Source organism: Actinomadura luzonensis (genome assembly GCF_022664455.2).
Lineage (GTDB): Bacteria > Actinomycetota > Actinomycetes > Streptosporangiales > Streptosporangiaceae > Nonomuraea > Nonomuraea luzonensis.
Map to the genome: position 1 here is coordinate 5,377,555 of NZ_JAKRKC020000001.1, position 19,719 is coordinate 5,397,273.

Sequence of the window (19,719 nt, forward strand, 5' to 3'; positions counted from 1 at the left end):
GGGGATGGTTGTGACTCAGCGCCACAAATGCACCGGCAACCCCGACAGGGCCAGCTCACGGTAACGGCGGACCAGGCGTTCGCGGTCGCCGCCGAAACGCTCCAGCGTCTCGCGCTGCCACACCGCGCCGGTGCGGCGCAGGCGCACGCGCTGCTCCATGACCTCCAGCGCGCGGTCGGCGTCGCCGGGGGCCACCCCCGCGCCCAGCAGCCCGGCCCGCGCCTCGGGGAGCAGCCGCAGGACGAGGTCGGCGGCGTCGTGCTCGCCGTCCCAGCCCGGCCAGGACAGCTTGGCGTCCAGCCCGTGCATCGCGGCCCGGTAGAAGTTCTGGTACGCCTCGGCGAAGCGGTAGCCGGTGAGGTCCCGCTCGGCCTGCGAGAGGGTCAGCCCCAGGAGGAAGGCGGTGTTGGCGGCCATGTCGGCGCACGAGGGCCCGGCGGGCAGCGCCCGCATCTCGATGCGCAGGTGACCGCCGTCGGCGGGGTCGTAGACGGGCCGGTTCCACTGCCAGATCGTGCCCTGGTGCAGCCGCAGCTCGGGCACCTCGTGCGGCGCGGCGTCGTCGGTGAGGTCGGGCACGATCGGCTCGTAGTCCTCGACGTACCGCTCGAACAGCTCGATCGCGCCCTCGCGCACCCAGTCGGAGCCGAAGGTGACCCGGCCGTCGCGGCGCTCGGGCCGCGCCACGTCCCGGTCGTCGACCGCCTCCTCCATGAGCGCGATCCGGGTCTCCTCCCACTTGCGCGGGCCCAGGAAGATCGGCGAGTTGCCGCACGCCGCCAGCACCGGCCCGATGGCGAGCTGGGCGGCGTTGAACAGCCGGGCGAAGCGCTCCGGCGGCGTGCGGATGTGCACCTGCCAGGAGGTGTTGGCGCTCTCCAGGATGACGTCCTCGACCGACAGCTCCAGGTCGTCGATCTTCACGAGGAACGGCTCCAGCCGCAGCCGCCGCACTCCCCTGCTCATGGCCCGGTACCGGTTCTGGTCGCTCATCGCGCCCGCGGTGAAGTCCCCGGTCTCCAGCGTGGGCAGGATGCCGATGGGCAGCGCGCCGCCGCCCTCGACGGCGGCGTCCACCTTGGAGACGGTGTCCTGGACCTCGGCGCTCAGCAGCTCGAACGGCCTGCCCTCCAGCGTCGTGGGGGTGAGGTTCACCTCCAGGTTGTAGCGGCCCAGCTCCAGCACCACGCGCGGGTCGCCGAGCGCGTCGCGCGTCTCGCTGTTGCGCGGGAGCGGCCTGCCCCGCTCGTCGACGAGGAACAGCTCCAGCTCGGCGCCGATCGTCACGGGTCCCTGCCCGAAGCCGGGGGTGCCGAGCAGCTCGCGGAGGGTGCCGAGCTGCTCACGGATGCGCTCGCCGAAGCGGGTGTACTCCTCCTCGGTGAAGCGCTCCTTGTCCAAGTCTTGTCCCATCACCCCTAACTGTCCCGCCCGCCGGATTCCACACCTTCACCTGGCGCCCCCTAAGCTCATGAGATGCGAGCGGTTGCGTTTGACGTCTTCGGGGGCGAGCTCGACGTGCGCGAGCTGCCCGACCCGGCCCCCGCCCCGCACGGCGCGGTCATCAGGGTCGAGGCGACGGGGCTGTGCCGGTCCGACTGGCACGGCTGGCAGGGCCACGACCCCGACATCAAGACGCTGCCCCACGTGCCCGGGCACGAGTTCGCGGGGGTGGTCGAGGCCGTCGGCGCCGACGTGCGCGGCTGGCGGCCGGGGGCGCGGGTGACGGCGCCGTTCGTGTGCGCCTGCGGCACCTGCCCGTCCTGCGCGGCCGGCGAGCAGCAGGTGTGCGAGCGGCAGACGCAGCCGGGCTTCACCCACTGGGGCTCCTTCGCCGAGTACGTCGCCGTCGGCCACGCCGACGTCAACCTGGTCGCCGTCCCCGAGGACATGGCCTTCGCCACGGCGGCCGGGCTCGGCTGCCGCTTCGCCACCGCCTTCCGCGCGGTCGCGCAGGTGGGCGAGGTGCGGCCGGGCGAGTGGGTGGCGGTGCACGGCTGCGGCGGCGTCGGGCTGTCGGCCGTCATGATCGCGACGGCGGCCGGGGCGCGGGTGGTGGCGGTCGACGTCAGCGGCGACGCGCTGCGGCTGGCCGAGCTGGCCGGCGCCACGCACTTCGTCAACGCCTCGGCGGGCGACGCGGCGGCCCAGGTGCGCGAGCTGACCAGGGGCGGCGCGCACGTGTCGCTCGACGCGCTGGGCAGCCCGCAGACCTGCGCGGCCTCGGTCGAGAGCCTGCGCCGCCGGGGCCGGCACGTGCAGGTGGGCCTGCTGCCGGGCGGGCCGACGCCGGTGCCGATGGGCCGCGTGATCGGTCACGAGCTGCGGCTGCTGGGCAGCCACGGCATGGCCGCGCACGCCTACCCGGGCATGCTGGAGCTGATCAGGGCCGGCGTGCTGCACCCCGACCAGCTCGTCACCAGGACCATCGGGCTGGCCGAGGCGGGCAAGGCGCTCGCCGCGATCGGCTCGGTGCCGGGCGTGACCATCGTCACTCCTCGAGCGCCACTTTGAGCGTGCGCAGCACCAGCGCCAGCATCCGGTAGTGGGCGACCAGCATGACCAGCTCGATCCGGCCCGGCTCGTCGTAGCGGTCGCAGAGCGCGGCCCAGGTGGCGTCGGTGAGATCGCCGCCGTAGTGGAGGTCGTCGGCGACCTGGAGCACGAGGCGGTCCTCGACCGGCCAGAGCGCGTCGAGGCGGCGCACCGAGTCGATCTCCAGGTCGGTGAGGCCCGCCTCGCGGGCGATGCGGGTGTGGTGGGCCCACTCGTAGGTGCTGCGGCTGTGGTAGGCCGTGCGCAGGATGGCCAGCTCGCGGTCGCGGGCCGGCAGCGTGCCGTCGAGCAGCGCGCCGCCGAAGCCGAGCCAGGCCCGGTAGAGCGCCGGATGACGGGCCAGGGTGGCGAAGACGTTGTAAGGGTTGGCCTTGATGAAGTCGTCCCACTCCTCAGGGGGAAGAGGCCGCACGCGGGGTTTCATGCTCGCAGCATCTCCCGAATTCGGGGTTAGTTGGTAGAACGGAAGGACCCCCTCAATCGATTGACCGTTTTATCCAGGACACTTTTCACGATCCGGTCAATACGTCAGGATTGAGGGGCCCGCAAACGTCGTGTAAGCCCGGCCGACCGCAAGGACGCACGGTGATTCGAACGTTGCTCGCAGAGGACATGAACCTGGTACGAGGGGCGCTCGTGGCCCTGCTGGCCTATGAGGAGGACATCGAGGTCGTCGCCGAGGTCGACAGGGGCGACCGCATCATGGCCGCCGCCCGGGCCTGCAAACCGGACGTCGCGGTGCTCGACATCGCGCTGCCCGGCAAGGACGGGCTCGCCGCGGCGGGCGAGCTGCACGAGAAGATGCCCGAGTGCGGGGTGCTCATCCTGACCGGCGTGGGCACGCCGGGGCTGCTGAAGCGGGCGCTCGACGTGCACGTGCGGGGCTTCATGGCCAAGGACTCGCCGCCGGGCCGGCTGGCCGACGGCATCAGGCGGGTGGCCGACGGCGAGCGGGTCATCGACTCCGAGCTGGCCATCGCGGCCATGCGCCCGGCGGACGCGCCGCTGACGCAGCGCGAGCTGGACGTCATCGGCGCGGCGGCCGACGGGGCCTCGATCGGGGAGATCGCCGCCACGCTGTTCCTGGCCGAGGGGACGGTGCGCAACTACCTGTCCAGGACGACGGCCAAGCTGGGGGCGCGCAGCAGGATCGACGCCATCCGGATCGCCAGGGAGTCCGGCTGGATCTGATCCGGCCCGCGCGGTCAGACGGTGAGACCGGTGCCGTGCGCGAGGAAGGCGAGGACGTCGGCCGCCAGCCGGATCGACCGGCTGGCCGCCCGCGCCCCGTGGCCCACGTCCGGCTCGTGCCGGAGCAGCACCGGCCGGTTCCCGCCGGCCGCCCGCTGCATGGCGGCGCACATCTTGCGGGCGTGCAGCGGGTCCACCCGGGTGTCGGCGGCCGAGACGGTGAACAGCGTCGCCGGGTAGCCGGCGCCCTTCCTGACGTTGTGGTAAGGCGAGTAGCGGAGCAGCCAGGCGAGGTGCTCGGGGTCGTCCGGGTCGCCGTACTCGCCGGTCCAGGTGGGGCCGAGGCCGCTGAGGTGGTAGCGGGCCATGTCGAGCAGCCCCGCCGAGCACACGGCGGCGGCGAACAGGTCGGGCCGCTGGGTGAGGGCGGCGCCGACGAGCAGGCCGCCGTTCGACTCGCCGCAGATGCCGAGCCGGCGGGGCGTGGTCCAGCCGTCGGCGATCAGCTTCTCCGCGGCGGCGGCGAAGTCGTCGAAGACGTTCTGCTTGCGCTCCAGCATGCCGTCCCGGTGCCAGGACTCGCCCTCCTCGCCGCCGCCCCGCAGGTTCGCGATCGCCAGCACGCCGCCCGCCTCGACCCAGGCCATGGAGTCGGCGGCGTAGCCGGGCATGAGGGGGATGCCGAAGCCGCCGTAGCCGTTGAGTATCGCCGGGCGCGGCCGGCCGTCCGAGGGGCGGGCCACGACGACCATGCGGATGGGCGTGCCGTCGGCGGAGGCGCAGGTGACGTGGTGGCTGCGCACGTCGGGGAGCGCGACCCGGCCGGGGGCGGCCGACCACAGGCCGGTCTCGCCGGTGCGGGCGTCGTAGCGCCAGACCTCGGCGGGCGTGACGGCGTCGGTGTAGGCGAACCACACCTCCGAGCCGCCCTCGGGGCGTGAGGTGAGCGAGGCGATCGAGCCGCGGCCGGGCAGCGGCACCTCCCCCAGCCGCTCGCCGGTGCGGGCGTGGTGCACGACGATCTCGCCGACCGCGTGCCGGGTGCGGCACAGCACCAGCCGGTCGCCGTCCAGCACGGTGAAGGCGCCGAGCACCGCCTCCGGGTCCTCGGGGACCAGCTCGCGCCAGGCGGCGGGCCGGGCCGGGTCGGCCACGCACAGCCGGCGGCGGGGCGCGTCGCGGTCGGTGAGCAGGTAGAGGCGGCCGTCGGCGGCCACGGCGCCGGCGGTGCGGGCGTGCGCGGCCTCCTGGACCGGCCGCGGGCGCAGGTCGGCCGGGTCGCGGCCGGCGAGGTCGGCCAGCCAGAGCGAGTTGCCGGTCTGGCCGCCGGCCGAGACGATCAGCCAGCGGCCGTCGGGGGTGATCTGCACGCCGTACGAGACCGGGCCGGCCCGCAGCACCGGCACGTCGCGGGGGTCGCCGAGCCGGTGCAGGCAGACGCCCTCGTGGAAGCGCACGTAGTAGAACGCCCGGCCGCCGGGCAGCCAGGCGACCGGCGAGTAGCGGCAGCCGCCGATCGGGCCGTCCACGACGGCGCCGGTGTCGACGTCGCGGACGTACAGGTCGGCGCGCTCGTCCCCGCTGCGCGAGAGCTGGTAGGCCAGCAGCCGGCCCTCCTGGTCGGGCTGCCAGTCGTCGAGCGTGGTCAGGCCGGTCGGGTCGAGCTCCATGGGGTCGAGCAGGGGGCGGTCGTCGCAGTAGAGGACGGGGTGCTCCTGCGAGGTGGACTGGCGCAGGTGGAAGCGCCGCCGGCCGCGCCACACCGGGGGCGTGACCAGGCCGGTGACGCTCATCTCGGTGAGGCGGGCGCGGAAGTGCTCGCGGAGCGGCAGCCGGCGGGCGTAGTCCTGCCAGAGCCGGTCCTGGGCGGCGAGCCAGGCGCGGGTGCGGGGGTCGCCGGGGTCCTCCAGCCAGCGGTACGGGTCGTCCGTGCCGGGGAGGGGGACGCGTTCGGCGGGCGGGTAGCTGTCTGGAAATTTCATGACACGGGCTCCGGGTGCCAGTGGCCGGCCAGGTCCGCGTACAACGGGGAGGCCTCGACCAGCGCGTCGTGGGTGCCGATCAGGGTCCGGCCGCCGTCCATGAGCAGGATGCGGCGGGCGCGCAGCGCCGAGGTGAGGCGGTGCGCGATCACGATGAGGGTGCCGCCGCGGGCGGCGAAGGCGCGCTCCGCGCGCGCCTCGGCGGCGGGGTCCAGGTGGCAGGTGGCCTCGTCCAGGATGACCAGCGGAGCGGGGCTGAGGTGGGCGCGGACCAGCGCGAGGAGCTGCCGCTGCCCGGCCGACAGCGCGGCCGGGTCGAGCTCGGCCCGGCAGCCGCCGAGCGCGTCCACCAGCTCGCGGGCGCCGACGGCCGCGACGGAGGCGTCCACCTCGGCGGGCGTGGCGGACGGGCGCAGGTAGGCGAGGTTCTCCATGACGGTGCCGCGGAAGACGTAGGCCTCCTGCGGGATCAGGACGCGGGCGGCGGGCTCGGCCAGCCCGGCCGGGACGCCGCCGATCAGCACCTCGCCCGCGTCCGGCCGCAGCAGGCCGCTGAGCAGCAGCGCGAGCGTCGACTTGCCGGCGCCGCTCGGGCCGACGACCCCCAGGTGGTCGCCCTCGGGGACGGTCAGGTCCAGCCCGTCGAGCACCGGGGCCGAGCGCGGGCCGTAGGAGAACGCGGCGCCGCGCACCACGACCCCGCCGCCGGCCGGGCGCACCCGCTCCGGCTCGGGTCCCGGCGGCGGCGCGGCGGCGGCGATGCGGCAGCGCGGCGGCCAGCCGGACGCCGCTGACGCCGAGCCCCTGCACGAGGCCGCTGAGCGCGGGCGCGAGCGACTGCGTGACGTAGGCCAGCGCCCCGACCACCACGCCCGCCCCCGCCCCGGACGACAGCAGCCACGGCGTGCCGGCGAGCAGCAGCAGCACCGGCAGCCACGAGCCGGCGGCCAGCGACGCCGTGCGCACGCCGGTCACCCGGGCCAGGGCGCGGGCGGCGGCGGCCTGCTCGCGGACCCGGCCGTCCAGCCGCTCGGCCACGCGGTCCTGCAGCCCGCACGCCTCGATGTCGCGCAGGCCGCCCGCCGCCGCGGTCATCTCCTCGGCCAGCCGCTCGTCGGCCAGCAGGAACGCCCGCTGCCGCCGGGCCAGCGCGGGCAGCGAGACCAGGAACAGGGCCAGCCCCAGCACGAACGGCGGCAGCACCAGCACCAGCGTCCGCGGGGCCAGGGTCAGCAGCCCGAGCACCACGCTGACCACGGTGAACGCGAACCCGCGCACGGTCGTGACCACGGCGGCGAAGGCGTCCCTGGCCAGCTCCACCTGGAGCCCGGCGCGGGCCACGGCCGCGCTGCCGTCGCCCGCCGCCGGCCCGCGCCGCAGCGCGCCGCCGACGACGTGCGCGAGCAGGTCGTCGCGGAACGGCTCGGCCACGGCGGCGACGGCCAGCACCACGCGCTTGGCGGCCAGGGCGGCGGCCAGCCAGGTCAGGCCGAGGCCGGCGAGCCAGGCGAGGCCGGTGAGGGGGGCGCCGGCGGCGAAGCCGTCCTCGATGGCGCGGGCGACGGCGTGGCCGATGAGGAAGGCGGGGGCGGCCTCCAGCAGCGACCACAGGGCGATGCGGGCCAGGGCGCGCGGGTCGCGCCGCAGCGCCCGCCAGAAGCCGGGGGGCGGGGTCATCGCGCCCTCCCGGACACCGCGTCGGGCAGCGGCGGTGCGGGGTCCTGCTGGTGGGCGTCCTGGAAGACGGCGCGGTAGGACGGTTCGCGCCACAGGACGTCGTGCGGCCCCACGGCGCGCACCCGTCCGCCGTCCAGCCAGACCACCTGGTCGGCGCGGGCGGCGGTGGCGGGCCGGTGGGCGGCGATGAGCCGGGTCCGGCCGCGCGGGTCGGCGGTGAGGGCGTGCGCGACCTGCCGTTCCGTGACGGTGTCGAGGCTGGAGGTGGCGTCGTCGAGCACCAGCACCCGCTCCCCCTGGGCGAAGGCGCGGGCCAGGCCGAGCCGCTGCCGTTCGCCGCCGGACATGGGAGCCTCGCGGAGCGGCGTGGCGTAGCCCTGGGGCAGGCGTTCGACGAAGGCCGCCGCGCACGCCGCCTCCGCGGCCTCGGCGACCGCGCCGGGGGGCGCGCCGCCGCCGACGGCTTCGGCGATCGTGTCGCCGACCAGCACCGGGCGTTCGAAGGCGTAGCCGACGGCCCGGCGCAGCTCCGCGCGGGACAGCTCGGGCAGCGCGACCCCGTCCAGCAGGACGGTGCCGCGCTCGGGGTCGGCCAGCCGCCCGGCGAGCGCGGCCAGCAGCGACTTCCCGGCCCCGGACCGGCCCACGACGGCCGTCACGGACCCGCCGGGCAGCGTCAGATCGCCGACGCTCAGCCCGTTGGCCGCGACGCCGCGGAACTCGACGGTCCCGTCGCCGGGCGGCAGGGCGCGCTCGCCGTGCGCGGCCGGGGTGAGGGACAGGACCTCCGCGACGCGGGCCGCGGCCGCCCTGGCCCTGGCCAGGCCGCCGACGTGGCCGAGCGCGGTGCTGAGCGCGGCGCCGAGGACGGCGTAGCGGGCGGCCGCGTACAGCTCGCCGACCGTGATCCGGCCGGCGGCGAGCATGAGCCCGCCGGCGGCCAGCACGGCGACCTCCAGCAGCGGCACGACCAGCCCGGCCCGGACGGCGGCGGAGGCGTTGGCGCGCCACAGCTCCATGCCGTGCGCACGCAGCCGGTCGAGCGGGGCGAGCACCCGCCGCGTCTCCTGCCCGGCGGTGCCGGCGGCGGCGATGGTGCGGGCGCCGTCCAGCGCGGCGACGAGCCGGGCGGCGATCTCGCCCTGGACCTCCTGGTAGCCGCCGGAGATCGAGGTCGTGGCGCGCAGGAAGGCGCGCAGCACGAAGAGGATGGCCACGACGCCCAGCCCGAGCGTCAGCGTCAGGAGGGGGTCGATGAGGGTGAGCGCGACCAGCGCGCCCGCGGTGGGCACGAGGAGCGCGAGCGCGCTGGTCAGGGTCTCCGGGGCGCGTCCGGTCTCCTCGGTGTTGAGGCCTGCCCGGGTGACGAGCTCGCCGGCCGGGAAGCGGCGGGTGGCCGGGTGCCCGGTGCCGAGGACGTGCCGCAGCACGCCGAGCCGGAGGCCGGCGGCGGCCTGGGCGCAGCTCGCGCCGCGGGCCCAGACGCCGAGACTCTCGCAGAGCAGGACGGCGGCCACGGCGCCGGCGCAGAGGGACAGCCAGCGGGCGCCTCCGGCGCCGCCGGCGACGAGGACGTCCAGGGTGCGGCCGATGACGTACGGGACCGCCAGCTCGGCGGCCGCTCCCGCGACCGCGGTGACGGTGAGCACGGCCGGCCACGCTCCGCCGCGCCGCAGCGTGCCGAGCACGAGCCGGTCTCCTGCCTGCACCGCGGGCCTCCCGTGTCGTACGGATGGGGGGTCGTGCCATGGCGGGTCCCCGCGCCTCCACGAACGGCGCGGGGACCCGATGTCGTCCGGGGGTCAGTGGCCCGGATCAGTGCACAGCATCAGTGGCACGGCTCAGTGGCACAGCGCGACACTCAGGTTGCTGGGCGTGTGGCTGCCGCACGTGGCGACGGTGAGGCTGCTGCCGCCGCTGGCCACGTCGCTGGCCGCGGGAGCCTCAAGACCCTGCAGGTCCAGAAGTACCATGTCGTACACCTCCTTCCACGGTGTCGCCGGGGGACGGCCGCTCGGGGGTTGCGGCCTCCAGGAACGGCAGGTGGACCTGCTGGTCACCCAGTGCCGCGCAGAGGGCGAAGAGCACGCCCGCCGTTCCGGTCGAGAAATCCATGGACAGGCGCAGCATCTGGTCGCCGGGGAAGGCGAGCCCTCCCTCGTACGGCAGCGCGTGCCACCTGAGGCCCCTGACCAGGTCGTGCGCCAGGGGGTCGCGGGCGAGCGCGGCGATGAGGCCCGCGCGCCCGCGGAACAGCCCGGACTGGACGAAGAACGCCGACCGCCCGACCAGCCGCAGCCGGGGCAGCGCGTCGGCCAGGTCGTCGCCGGGCCGGTGCGCGAGGTAGCGCTCCAGCACCAGGGCGATGCCGGCGGACCCCTCGTCGAGGTACGGCAGCAGCCGCCACCCCTGGTTGACCTGGAGGGACCCGTCGTCGGCCGGCTTGCAGCGGCGCAGGTCCTGCCGCAGCGCGGTGGCCGCGAGGTCGAGCAGCGCCGGGTCGCCGGTGTGCTCGTACAGGCGCAGGAACAGCAGCGCCGGCCCGGACGAGCCGTGCATGAGCCCGGCTCGCGGGTTGGTCCCGCCGCTGATCTCGGGGACGGGGCCGGCCAGCCGCCCGGCGCAGATGTCGGCCGCGCGCAGGGCGAGGTCGGGGTGGCCGAAGCGCAGGAGGTTGAGCCCGATGCCGGACAGCCCGGAGTAAAGGGCCGTGCCGGCGCTCTCCCAGTTCTCGCGCAGGCAGATGCCGAGCAGGTCGTGCGCGTCCTCGTGGTGTCCCAGCAGGTCGAGCACGTACGCGATGCCGTGCATCCCGTCGTACAGCCCGAGCCCGGAGCCGGTCGCGGGGCGCAGCGCGCGCTCGCGCAGCCATCGCTCGTGCTCGGGGAAGGGGCCGAGCCCGGCGGCGTGCAGCGCGAGGAGCACGCCGGCCGCGCCGTTGGCGAGGTTGAGCCCGCCGCCCGGCCGGAACTGGTCGACGTCGCCGGGGAAGAGCCGGTCGTCGCGGTCGGGGGTGGCGCTGGCCAGGATGGCGCGGCACATCGCCGCGCGCACCTCGGGCCAGGGCGCCTCGCCGGGCAGGGGCAGCGGCGTGCGCTCCGGCTCGCCGCCCGCGACGGTGGCGACCGCCGCGTCGATCAGCTCGGCGGGCGCGGGGAAGGTGTCCTTGACGATCTCGCCCAGGTGGGCGACCTTCGCCCGGCTGAGCGGCACCATGATCGTGCACTGCGGCGCGAACAGGCCGAGGCGCAGGCAGGCCAGGGCGTAGCGGTCCACGTCCACGCCCCGGCGGTCGGCGGGGGCGTAGAAGGCGGGGTGGGCGAGCGGCGGCCGGGCCTGGTCCGCGGCGAGCGTGGCGGCCTCGTAGTCGATGAGCGCGATGCGCCCGCTCTCGGTGAGCAGCACGTTGTCGGGGTGCAGGTCGCCGAAGACGACGCCGCGCTCGTGCAGCGCGTCGAGCGCGGCGCTCACGCCGGCGGCCGTCTCGACCGCCCAGGCCGTGTACTCGGCGAGGTCGTCGGGGGTGCAGGTGGCGCGGGTCAGCGGGTAGCGGTGCACCAGGCGGCGCTGCAGCGAGACGCCGTCCACGAACTCCTGCACGAGGAAGTGGTGCTCGCCCAGGGTGAAGTAGCCGCGCAGCCCGGGGGCGGCGTCGAGGCCGGCCAGCCGGCGCAGGATGTCGCGCTCGTGCTCCAGGCGGGCGACGGCGTCGCGGCCGGCCGCGTCGAGCCCGGCGTGCGGCCGGGCCTCCTTGAGCACGACCCGCTCGCCGGTGGCCTTGTCGCGGCCCAGGTAGACGCCGCCGCCGTTGGAGAAGTGCAGCACGCTCTCGATCTCGTACGGCAGCCCGAGCGTGGTCACGGCGTTGCGCGCGGCCAGGTGCGGCTCCAGGAAGGCGGGCAGCGTGGCCCAGGGCGGCACCGAGAACGTCGAGCCGCGCACGTCGGGCACCAGGTTGCCGTCGCCGTCCTCGACGGCGAGCACGCGCTCGCCCGTCTCGGACAGGCAGTGCCGCTCGGCGAAGCCGCCGTAGCGGACGAACAGGGGTCCGTCGCCGTAGCGCAGGTCGCTCAGCACGTACGGGCCGCGCACGTCGCGCAGCAGCTCGTCGAGCTCCTTCAGGACGAGCTCGAGGTGGGCCTCGTCGCGGGGGTAGACGGTGATGAGCTTGCCGCTGGAGGCGCGGGAGGCCGCCTTGGAGTTGACCATGACGTGCACCGCCGGCCCGCGCAGGAACTTGAACGCCGTTCCGCGCGGCACGCAGTAGTCCCAGACGGCGGCGATGGCCTTCTCGGCGTCGTCCGGCCGGGCGGAGACGTGAATCTTCCAGCCCTGCCGGGGCAGCGGGGGGCCGCCGGCCGGCGCGTAATAGGACCACATGTCACCAAGTTCGTGCGCCCAGCCGTCCGGGACGGGACGGTTGACGAAGGAGAAGTCGGCGTCCTCGGCCGTGCTGTGCTCGATGGTGTCGTAAAAAAACGGATCTACCAGGCAGTACAGCTCGTACTTGTCCATCGGGGGCGGACCTCCAGGGCGGTGTGGTTAAAAGACTGCCGCCTGGAGGGCTTTGCGGCTAGTTACACGTCACACGCCCTCAATATGGCTATTTGATATTCAATTGTGCAGCTATCACAAATCAACAGTTATTTCTTTCTGGGCACGTACACGGAGAAAGTGAATTGCCCGGCCCGCGTCGAGGTGGCCTCCAGCCAGCCGCCGAGGCTCGCCACCCGTTCGGCCAGGTTGAGCAGGCCCTGGCCGGCGCCGTCCGGGCGGCGCGAGGGGCGCACGCCGTCGTTGCGGAGCGTGAGGCGGACGAGCTGGTCCCGCTCCAGCAGGTGGATGGAGCACTGGCGGGCCTCGGCGTGCCGCAGCACGTTCGTGACGCCCTCGCGCAGCGCGTGCGTCAGCGCCTCCTCGACCTCCTCCGGCAGGTCCCGGCAGGACACCTTGATCTGGCAGCGCACCCGCGCCGACTCCAGCAGCGCCCGCGCCGAGCCCAGCTCGGCGGCCAGGGACGAGCTGCGCAGGCCGTGCGCGACCGCCCGGACGTCGGTGGACAGGCTGCGCAGCAGCTCGATGGTCTCCTCCACCTCGGCCCGCGCCTTCTCCTCGTCCCCCTCGGCCACCAGGCGCTGCACGAGCTGCGCCTTCAGCACCAGCACGGTGAGCCGGTGGCCGACCAGGTCGTGCAGGTCGCGGGTGAAGCGGCGGCGTTCCAGCGCCACGGCGCGCCGCATGACGTCGGTGCGCGCCTCGGTCAGCCGCTCGGCCCGCCTGGTCAGCGACACCAGCGCGAACTCCACCAGGCCCACCAGCGGCGCGGCGACCGCCCACGGCACGTCCACGGCCGACAGCTGCGGCGCGGCCAGCAGCACCAGCCCGCTGGCGGGCGCGAGCAGCGCCAGCACCACCGACCCGATCCGCGCCGCCATGACCAGCAGCGCGCCGGCCAGCAGCCCGGCGACCGGCGTCCAGACCGGGCCGAACACGGTGAGCGGCAGGTACGTCAGCCACGCCTGCACGGCCACGAGCCACCACGACCCCGCGGGCCGGCGTCCCGGGGTCTGCAGCACGAACCAGGCGTGCAGGACGAGCAGCACGACCAGCGTGACGACCCCCTGACCCATGCGGCCCGTGCCGGCCAGCCCGTTCACGACCGGCACCGACAGCGCGGCGCCGCCCGCCACCAGGCCGAGATCGCCCAGCCACCGCGGGGAGGACGGACTCTCGCTCCTGGAACGTGCCCAGGATCCCTTGTCACGTGCCCAGGCGCCCTTGGAACGTGCCCAAGTCAGAGCCCTCCGGTGCGTTTCCTCCACCTCACCCCCGCTCCGCGGCCCACGGACGTCGCTGCGCCGGCCGGCCCGCGCGCCTCACGGCCGGCCCCGTCACCAGAGCACCCCTCTGCCCGGTGCCCTCTAATCGACCCGATCTCCGCCACGTCTGTAAAGGTCATTTCCGCTTTTGGACAACCATGACTTTCCGTTCGACATGGCGGTTAACCAGTACGTTCACCCCCTAAGGTGGTCGTTATGGAATACACACGACTTGGTGCCACAGGCTTGAAGGTCTCACGGGTGTGCCTCGGCATGATGAGCTACGGGGACCCGTCCCGGCAGGACTGGGCGCTGCCGCAGGACCAGGCGGAGCCGATCGTGCGCAGGGCGGCCGACGCCGGCGTGACGTTCTTCGACACGGCCGACGTCTACAGCCAGGGCGAGAGCGAGGTCGTGACCGGGAACGTGCTACGCGCGATCTTCCCGCGCCGCGAGGACTACGTGCTGGCCACCAAGGTCTACTTCCCGATGAGCCGCCGCCCCAACGACGGCGGGCTGTCGCGCAAGCACATCATGGCCGGCATCGACGCCTCCCTGCGCCGCCTCGGCACCGACTACGTGGACCTCTACCAGATCCACCGGTGGGACGACGAGACGCCCATCGAGGAGACCATGGAGGCGCTGCACGACGTGGTCCGGGCCGGCAAGGCCCGCTACCTCGGCGCCTCCAGCATGTGGGCGTGGCAGTTCGCCAAGGCCCAGCACGTGGCCGAGCGCAACGGCTGGACCAGGTTCGTCTCCATGCAGAACCACTACAACTTGCTCTACCGCGAGGAGGAGCGCGAGATGCTGCCGCTCTGCCTCGACCAGGGCGTGGGCGTGATCCCGTGGAGCCCGCTGGCGCGCGGCGTGCTGGCCAGGGCCGGCTCGGCGGCCACCAGCGCCCGGGCCGGCTCCGACGAGCGCATCGAGGCGCTGTACGACCCGGAGAACGACAAGGTCATCGTGGACCGGGTGGCGCAGGTGGCCGCCGGCCGCGGGCTGCCCGCCGCGCAGGTCGCGCTGGCCTGGCTGCTGCACCAGCCGGCGGTCACCGCGCCGATCGTCGGGGCCACCAAGGACCGGCACGTGGACGACGCGGTCGCGGCCGTCGGGGTGCGGCTGTCGGAGGAGGAGCTGGCGCTGCTGGCCGAGCCGTACCGGCCGCGTGACGTGCGCTTCTGACCGTCCCGGACGGTCGCGCCGGATTGTCGGTGGCGGCCCCTAGGGTAGGGGCATGCGGGCAAATGAGGAGGCGGCGTCGGCGCTGCAGGAGTATGCGGAGCTGTTCGCGCTCTGCGGCGGCGACGCCTTCCGGGTGCGGAGCTACCAGAAGGCCGCCAAGGCCATCGCCGGGTTCCCCGAGGACATCTCGGTGGTCGACGTGCGCTCCGTCCCCGGGGTCGGCGAGGCGATCGCCAAGAAGATGGAGGAGTTCCTGCAGCGGGGGAGCTTCCGGCAGCTCGACGACCTGCGGGGGCGGGTGCCCGAGGGCGTGCGCAGGCTCACCAGGGTGCCGAGCCTGGGCCCGAAGACGGCGATCATGCTGTTCGAGGAGTACGGCGTCGACTCCACCGACGCGCTGCGCGAGGCCATCGAGGCGGGCCGGCTCAAGGGCGTCAAGGGTCTCGGCCCGAAGACGCTGGCCAACCTGCTCAAGGGCGTCGAGCAGCTGGAGCAGTCGGGGCGGCGGGTGCACATCGGGGTCGCGATGTCGCTGGCCGAGCAGGTGATGGCGTCGCTGACGGCCGAGCGGGCCGCCTACGCCGGGTCGCTGCGCCGGATGAAGGACACCATCGGCGACATCGACATCCTGGCCGTCGCGCCCGAGTCCGTCATGGAGGAGTTCCGCGCGCAGCCGTACGTGGCGGAGGTGATCGCGGCCGGCGACAAGAAGACCTCGGTCCGCACGACGTCCGGGGTGCAGGTCGACCTGCGGCGCATCCCCGCCGAGTCGTGGGGCGCGGCCATGCAGTACTTCACCGGCTCCAAGGAGCACAACGTCGCCATCAGGGAGATGGCGGTGAAGAAGGGCTGGAAGCTGTCGGAGTACGGCCTGTTCGAGGGCGACCGGGTGATCGCGGCCGAGTCGGAGGAGGACATCTACCACGCGCTCGGCATGCAGTACGTCCCGCCGCCGATGCGGGAGGACGGCGGCGAGGTCAAGGCGGCGCTGCGCGGCGAGCTGCCGGCGCTGGTGGAGCTCGCCGACCTCAAGGGCGACCTGCACACCCACACCGACCTCACCGACGGCATCGCCTCGCTGGAGGACATGGTGGCCGCCGGGCACGCCCGCGGTTACGCGTACTACGCGGTCACCGACCACGCGCCCGACCTGAGCATGCAGCGGATGACCCTGGACAAGGCGCTGGAGCAGCGCGAACGGCTCGCCCGTTTGCAGGAGAAATATCCTGACATGCGGCTCCTGCACGGCTCCGAGCTCAACATCGCGCCCGACGGGTCGGTCGACTGGCCGGGCGAGGTGCTGCGGGAGCTCGACGTGTGCGTGGCCTCGGTGCACTCCCACTTCGGCCTGTCACGCGACGAGATGACCCGCCGGTTCATCGCCGCCTGCGAGAACCCGTACGTGGACGTCATCGGCCACCCCACCACCCGCAAGATCGGCAAGCGCGAGCCGGTGGACGCCGACTGGGACGCCGTGTTCCGCGCGGCCGCCCGCACGGGCACCGCCATGGAGATCGACTCCTACCCCGACCGCTCCGACCTGCCCGCCGACCTGGTGCGGCTGGCCAAGCACCACGGGGTCAAGTTCTCCATCGACAGCGACTCGCACGCGATCCCGCACCTGGCCCACCAGCGTTTCGGGGTCGGCATCGCGCAGCGGGCCTGGCTGACCACCGAGGACGTCATCAACACCTGGCCCCTCGAACGCCTGCTGGCCTTCCTGGGCCGCTCCCGCTGACCGGCGACTGAGGGGCGGCCGCCCCTCAGTCCACCTCCGGCCAGTCCCACCCCAGCTGGAAGAACATCCCCAGCCGGTCGCTGACCGCCCGGATCTCGCTGATCCTCGCGGCGTCCGTCACGGTGAAGATGAAGATCACTTCCGCGACGAAGCGCCGGCCCGTCGGCTCCGGCATGCGCGGGTGGTAGCCGCTGTTGACCCCGTTCATCACCAGCCGGGCGACCACCCGCTCGTCCTCCTGGATCAGGTCCTCGATCGTGAGCCGGAACGGCTCGAACGCGTCGAGCTGCATCTTGAGGCCCTCGAACGCCGCTCCCGGCTCGTCCGGCTCACCGAAGATGATCTTGTTATGGTCCACCACGTCGGCGGCCAGGTAGTTCCCCAGGTCGTCCAGGCGGCGCTCGTTGACGGCGGCGATGAACCCGCGCACGACATCCTTCTTGTCCACGGCAGACCCCTCGTTCCTCTCTTACACTGTAAGACGACGCTATCTTACGGTGTATGAAACGGGTGGGATTGTCAACCGAGAAAGTGCTCGACGCCGCGCTCGGCCTCGTCGACCGGGAGGGCGTGGCCGCGCTGTCCATGCGCAGGCTGGGCCGCGAGCTGGGCGTCGAGGCGATGACGCTCTACTACTACGTGCCGAACAAGGACGCCGTCCTGGACGGCCTCATCGACCGCACCCTGTCACGCGCCCGCGTCCACCCGGAGGGGCCGTGGCGGGCCTGGGCCCGCGACTTCGCCCTCTCCTTCCGCTCCGCCCTGCTCGCCCACCCCGCCCTGCTGCCGCTGCTAGCCACCCGCCCGGTCACGACCCCGGGCGGCCTGGAGACCGTGGAACGTGCCGCCCGGGCGCTCACCGACGAGGGCTTCACCCCGACGGAGGCCCTGCACGTGATCACGACGCTCGCCACCTTCGTGATCGGCCAGGTCCTCGCCGAGGCCGGCCAGACGCCCGGCCACACCGACCCCGACCCCGCCCTCGTCCCCGACCCCGCCCATCACCCCACGCTCATGCGCGCCCTGTCCGCCGGCCTGGGCACCCCCGCCGACCACGAGGACCGCTTCACCTACGCCCTCGACGCCCTCCTGACCGGCCTCCGCCCCCGCGACACCACCCCCTGAAGCCCGCTCTCCGCAACCGACCGGCTCCCCCGGGCACCTCCGGGACTCGATGCCCAGAACGCCCGCCGCCGACGCCTCCGCCCTCCGCCCCCGCCCTTGCGACCCCCGCCACCCACACCGCGCTCCTCAGCGTCCACCCCTGGAATGACGAACCCTGGGTTGATGTGCCGCACCCACCGGATGCGGCAGAGTGTCCTCGCAGCTCCGCGACACCCGCCTCCAACACCTCGCCACCGCCGCCACCGCTGAAAGGACCCCTCGTGCGCCGCAACAAACCCCGCAGGCTGTGGGCACGCATCGCCGCGACGCTGACGGTCCTGCTCGCAGCCGCCGTGGCCGGCGTGGCCCTGGCCTTCCCCTCTGTCGCCGCCACCACCTGCCCCGGCTGCTACGGCCTGACCGAGCTGCAGGACGGCGTCTACACGGAGCCCGACCTCACCCCGGCCCAGCGTTCCCAGGTCATCCAGTCCGTGGCGCAGGCCCGCCAACTGGTGACGGCCTTCTACGGCGCCCGCCGCACCGACCCGTCCCTCCTGGTGTGCCTCACCGACTCCTGCTACCGGCGCATCGGCGGCGGCCAGGAACGCGGTATCGCCATCCTCAACCGCGCCGTGATGCTGTCCCCTCGCGGCGTCAACCCGGTGATCGCCGCTCACGAGCTGTCCCACGTCGAGCTCCACTCGCGCCTGCCCTCCGCCGACGCGGTCCCGCACTGGTTCGACGAGGGCCTGGCCGTCGTGGTCTCCAACGACTCCCGCTACCTGGCGCCACCATCCGCCCAGGACCGCTGCCTGATCGTCCCGGACGGCCCCCTCCCGGCGACACTCGACGAATGGTTGGCCACCGGCACCAAGGACCCGGCCATCTACGCGAAGTCCGCCTGCCGGACCAGCCGCTGGCTCCGCGCCCACGGCGACCGCGCGGGCCTGCTCGCCCAACTCGAACGCCTCAACACAGGCGAACGTTTCCCCAGTTCATAGCCCTGCCCCTGGGGTAGAACACGGACCAGCAGCAGGCCGTCGCCCGGCCGGACGAGCAGGATCCCAGCCAACTCCGGCGGTCATCGGCTCGGCACCACCACCGCAGGGCCTCAACAGAAGCAAGGACAGTCGAGAAGCTTCACTCCCACCGACGTGTCGCCCTCCACGATCACCACGACGACCGCTCACCGGCACCGCTACCGCCGCCGCCACCACCAGGCGCAGACGACGACACACCCACGACATCGTTTGGCAAAGGATCGTGACGGAGAGCAGCGGAAGGAGATTAAATGGTTTCCCGGTAGGGAATGCCGAGTAGCGAGGTGAGAGCCATGAGGAACGCCACGGCGACCATCCTGAAACCCCTGCCCGACCACCTCTTCAAGGTGCACGGCGAGAGCGCCGAGATGCGGTGGGAGGCCATGTCCGGCCAGGGTTACCACACCCCCATCGACCGGTTCTTCGTCCGCAACCACACCTACACGCCGCTCATCGACGCCACCACCTGGCATCTCCGCCTCCACGGCGCCGGCCTCCGATGTCCCCGCGAGTTCAGCTACGAGGAGCTGCGCGCCATGCCGTCGCGCACGTACGACGTCGCCATCGAGTGCGCGGGCAACGGGCGGCGGTTCTACGGCCGGCAGCAGCACGAGGCAGCGCCCGGCACGCAGTGGGGGCTGGGCGCGATCGGGGTGGCGCGCTGGCGCGGCGTGCCGCTCAAGCACCTGCTCAAGGAGGCGGGGGTACGGCCCGACGCCGTGGACGTGCTGCCCGTCGGCCTGGACGCGCCGTTCGAGGATCACGGGCACGTACGCCGCCCGCTGCCGATCGACAAGGCCATGGACGACGTTCTCGTGGCATACGAGATGAACGGCGAGCGCCTGCCGCCGGACCACGGGTTCCCGGCGCGGCTGGTGGTGCCCGGATGGGTGGGAATCGCGTCGGTCAAATGGCTCGGCGAGATAGAAGTTTCAACGAGCAAGCTGCTGAGCCCCTGGAACACCGTCTTTTATCCGGACGTCACCACCCAGCCGGTGAAGAGCGCTTTCGAGCTCGCCTGGAATGCGCGGCTGCCGATCAGCCGCGTTCCGCTGGTGCTGCACGGGCGGTCCTGGTCGGGGCGGGGCAGGATCGTCCGGGTCGAGGTCAGCTTCGACGGCGGGCTCACCTGGCGGGAGGCCGAGTCACACGGACGTCACCTGGTCAGCGCCTGGTTGCCGTGGCACGTGACCTGGGCTCCCCGGCGGCCGGGCCGTTACTTCCTCATGGCGCGGGCGACCGACGAGACCGGGGCCGCGCAGGCGCTGACCATCCCCCGGCACCCGTTCGGGTACCACTTCGACGCGGTTGTGCAACACCCGATTGAGGTTGTCATCGGATAGAGAATTGTCACCAGCAATCCGAGCTGGGAATTCCTTAAGGCAGGCGCGAGGCAGGCGAATTCATCTGGGAGACTCTGGCGGAAA

The 19,719-nt window shown here is 73.6% G+C and carries 17 protein-coding genes; 8 read left to right on the forward strand and 9 right to left on the reverse strand.

Going from position 1 to position 19,719, the window contains the following annotated elements; translation table 11 throughout:
- Positions 1-15: 15 nt before the first annotated feature.
- Complete coding sequence (locus MF672_RS25615) at positions 16-1,413, reverse strand: glutamate-cysteine ligase family protein (protein WP_242376669.1); 1,398 nt, start codon at positions 1,411-1,413, stop codon at positions 16-18.
- 63 nt (positions 1,414-1,476) lie between these two features.
- Between MF672_RS25615 and MF672_RS25620 the strand changes: the two genes are divergently transcribed.
- Entirely contained in the window at positions 1,477-2,514 is a 1,038-nt protein-coding gene (locus MF672_RS25620; protein WP_242376668.1) for a zinc-dependent alcohol dehydrogenase family protein, read from the forward strand.
- Here the strand turns inward: MF672_RS25620 and MF672_RS25625 are convergent.
- On the reverse strand, positions 2,492-2,980 hold the full coding sequence (locus MF672_RS25625; protein WP_242376667.1) for a carboxymuconolactone decarboxylase family protein: 489 nt from the start codon (positions 2,978-2,980) through the stop codon (positions 2,492-2,494). The genes MF672_RS25620 and MF672_RS25625 overlap by 23 nt on opposite strands.
- Before the next feature lie 161 nt (positions 2,981-3,141).
- Here MF672_RS25625 and MF672_RS25630 point away from each other — a divergent pair, with 161 nt between their 5' ends.
- Entirely contained in the window at positions 3,142-3,747 is a 606-nt protein-coding gene (locus tag MF672_RS25630; RefSeq protein ID WP_242376666.1) for a response regulator transcription factor, read from the forward strand.
- A gap of 14 nt (positions 3,748-3,761) precedes the next feature.
- Here the strand turns inward: MF672_RS25630 and MF672_RS25635 are convergent, their stop codons facing one another.
- Positions 3,762-5,729, reverse strand: coding sequence for a prolyl oligopeptidase family serine peptidase (locus tag MF672_RS25635; protein WP_242376665.1), 1,968 nt, complete (start codon positions 5,727-5,729; stop codon positions 3,762-3,764).
- Complete coding sequence (locus tag MF672_RS25640; protein ID WP_247815430.1) at positions 5,726-6,448, reverse strand: ATP-binding cassette domain-containing protein; 723 nt, start codon at positions 6,446-6,448, stop codon at positions 5,726-5,728. The genes MF672_RS25635 and MF672_RS25640 overlap by 4 nt, the downstream gene beginning before the upstream one ends.
- A 40-nt stretch (positions 6,449-6,488) precedes the next feature.
- On the opposite strand from MF672_RS25640, the gene MF672_RS25645 reads away from it, so the two are divergent.
- Positions 6,489-7,484, forward strand: coding sequence for a hypothetical protein (locus MF672_RS25645; protein ID WP_247815431.1), 996 nt, complete (start codon positions 6,489-6,491; stop codon positions 7,482-7,484).
- Here the strand turns inward: MF672_RS25645 and MF672_RS25650 are convergent.
- The 4 genes from MF672_RS25650 to MF672_RS25665 all read right to left on the reverse strand — a co-directional run bounded on the left by MF672_RS25650 (position 7,403) and on the right by MF672_RS25665 (position 13,096).
- A complete protein-coding gene (locus tag MF672_RS25650; RefSeq protein ID WP_242374761.1) occupies positions 7,403-9,115 on the reverse strand; it encodes an ATP-binding cassette domain-containing protein in 1,713 nt (570 codons plus the stop codon). The genes MF672_RS25645 and MF672_RS25650 overlap by 82 nt on opposite strands.
- A 132-nt stretch (positions 9,116-9,247) precedes the next feature.
- Entirely contained in the window at positions 9,248-9,379 is a 132-nt protein-coding gene (locus tag MF672_RS25655; protein WP_242374760.1) for a SapB/AmfS family lanthipeptide, read from the reverse strand.
- Positions 9,351-11,921: a class III lanthionine synthetase LanKC gene (lanKC, locus tag MF672_RS25660; RefSeq protein WP_242374759.1), complete on the reverse strand. Its 2,571-nt coding sequence runs from the start codon at positions 11,919-11,921 to the stop codon at positions 9,351-9,353. The genes MF672_RS25655 and lanKC overlap by 29 nt, the downstream gene beginning before the upstream one ends.
- 128 nt (positions 11,922-12,049) lie before the next feature.
- The gene (locus MF672_RS25665) at positions 12,050-13,096 is read right to left on the reverse strand and encodes a sensor histidine kinase (RefSeq protein WP_242374758.1); all 1,047 of its coding nucleotides are present in this window, start codon (positions 13,094-13,096) and stop codon (positions 12,050-12,052) included.
- A 345-nt stretch (positions 13,097-13,441) separates the two neighbouring features.
- Between MF672_RS25665 and MF672_RS25670 the strand changes: the two genes are divergently transcribed.
- Both MF672_RS25670 and polX read left to right on the forward strand, forming a co-directional pair.
- A complete protein-coding gene (locus MF672_RS25670; RefSeq protein ID WP_242374757.1) occupies positions 13,442-14,410 on the forward strand; it encodes an aldo/keto reductase in 969 nt (322 codons plus the stop codon).
- A gap of 52 nt (positions 14,411-14,462) precedes the next feature.
- Positions 14,463-16,148 carry a DNA polymerase/3'-5' exonuclease PolX gene (polX, locus tag MF672_RS25675; protein WP_242374756.1) on the forward strand — a complete coding sequence of 562 codons (1,686 nt, stop codon included), beginning with the start codon at positions 14,463-14,465 and terminating at the stop codon, positions 16,146-16,148.
- Between the two features lie 25 nt (positions 16,149-16,173).
- On the opposite strand, the gene MF672_RS25680 is transcribed toward polX, so the two are convergent.
- Entirely contained in the window at positions 16,174-16,596 is a 423-nt protein-coding gene (locus tag MF672_RS25680; RefSeq protein ID WP_242374755.1) for an ester cyclase, read from the reverse strand.
- Positions 16,597-16,664: 68 nt separating this feature from the next.
- Here MF672_RS25680 and MF672_RS25685 point away from each other — a divergent pair, with 68 nt between their 5' ends.
- The 3 genes from MF672_RS25685 to MF672_RS25695 all read left to right on the forward strand — a co-directional run bounded on the left by MF672_RS25685 (position 16,665) and on the right by MF672_RS25695 (position 19,635).
- Positions 16,665-17,273, forward strand: a complete 609-nt coding sequence (locus tag MF672_RS25685) for a TetR/AcrR family transcriptional regulator C-terminal domain-containing protein (protein ID WP_242374754.1) — start codon at positions 16,665-16,667, stop codon at positions 17,271-17,273.
- Between the two features lie 260 nt (positions 17,274-17,533).
- Positions 17,534-18,253: a hypothetical protein gene (locus MF672_RS25690; protein WP_242374753.1), complete on the forward strand. Its 720-nt coding sequence runs from the start codon at positions 17,534-17,536 to the stop codon at positions 18,251-18,253.
- Positions 18,254-18,585: 332 nt separating this feature from the next.
- Positions 18,586-19,635, forward strand: a complete 1,050-nt coding sequence (locus tag MF672_RS25695) for a sulfite oxidase (protein WP_242374752.1) — start codon at positions 18,586-18,588, stop codon at positions 19,633-19,635.
- The last annotated feature ends 84 nt before the right edge of the window (positions 19,636-19,719 follow it).

Excerpts from the sequence above, each read along its gene's own strand:
- polX (WP_242374756.1), top strand. The coding sequence starts at position 14,463 with ATGCGGGCAAATGAGGAGGCGGCGTCGGCGCTGCAGGAGTATGCGGAG.
- MF672_RS25635 (WP_242376665.1), bottom strand. The coding sequence starts at position 5,729 with ATGAAATTTCCAGACAGCTACCCGCCCGCCGAACGCGTCCCCCTCCCC.
- MF672_RS25645 (WP_247815431.1), top strand. The coding sequence starts at position 6,489 with ATGCGGCAGCGCGGCGGCCAGCCGGACGCCGCTGACGCCGAGCCCCTG.
- MF672_RS25620 (WP_242376668.1), top strand. The coding sequence starts at position 1,477 with ATGCGAGCGGTTGCGTTTGACGTCTTCGGGGGCGAGCTCGACGTGCGC.
- MF672_RS25655 (WP_242374760.1), bottom strand. The coding sequence starts at position 9,379 with ATGGTACTTCTGGACCTGCAGGGTCTTGAGGCTCCCGCGGCCAGCGAC.
- lanKC (WP_242374759.1), bottom strand. The coding sequence starts at position 11,921 with ATGGACAAGTACGAGCTGTACTGCCTGGTAGATCCGTTTTTTTACGAC.
- MF672_RS25695 (WP_242374752.1), top strand. The coding sequence starts at position 18,586 with ATGAGGAACGCCACGGCGACCATCCTGAAACCCCTGCCCGACCACCTC.
- MF672_RS25615 (WP_242376669.1), bottom strand. The coding sequence starts at position 1,413 with ATGGGACAAGACTTGGACAAGGAGCGCTTCACCGAGGAGGAGTACACC.
- MF672_RS25625 (WP_242376667.1), bottom strand. The coding sequence starts at position 2,980 with ATGAAACCCCGCGTGCGGCCTCTTCCCCCTGAGGAGTGGGACGACTTC.
- MF672_RS25670 (WP_242374757.1), top strand. The coding sequence starts at position 13,442 with ATGGAATACACACGACTTGGTGCCACAGGCTTGAAGGTCTCACGGGTG.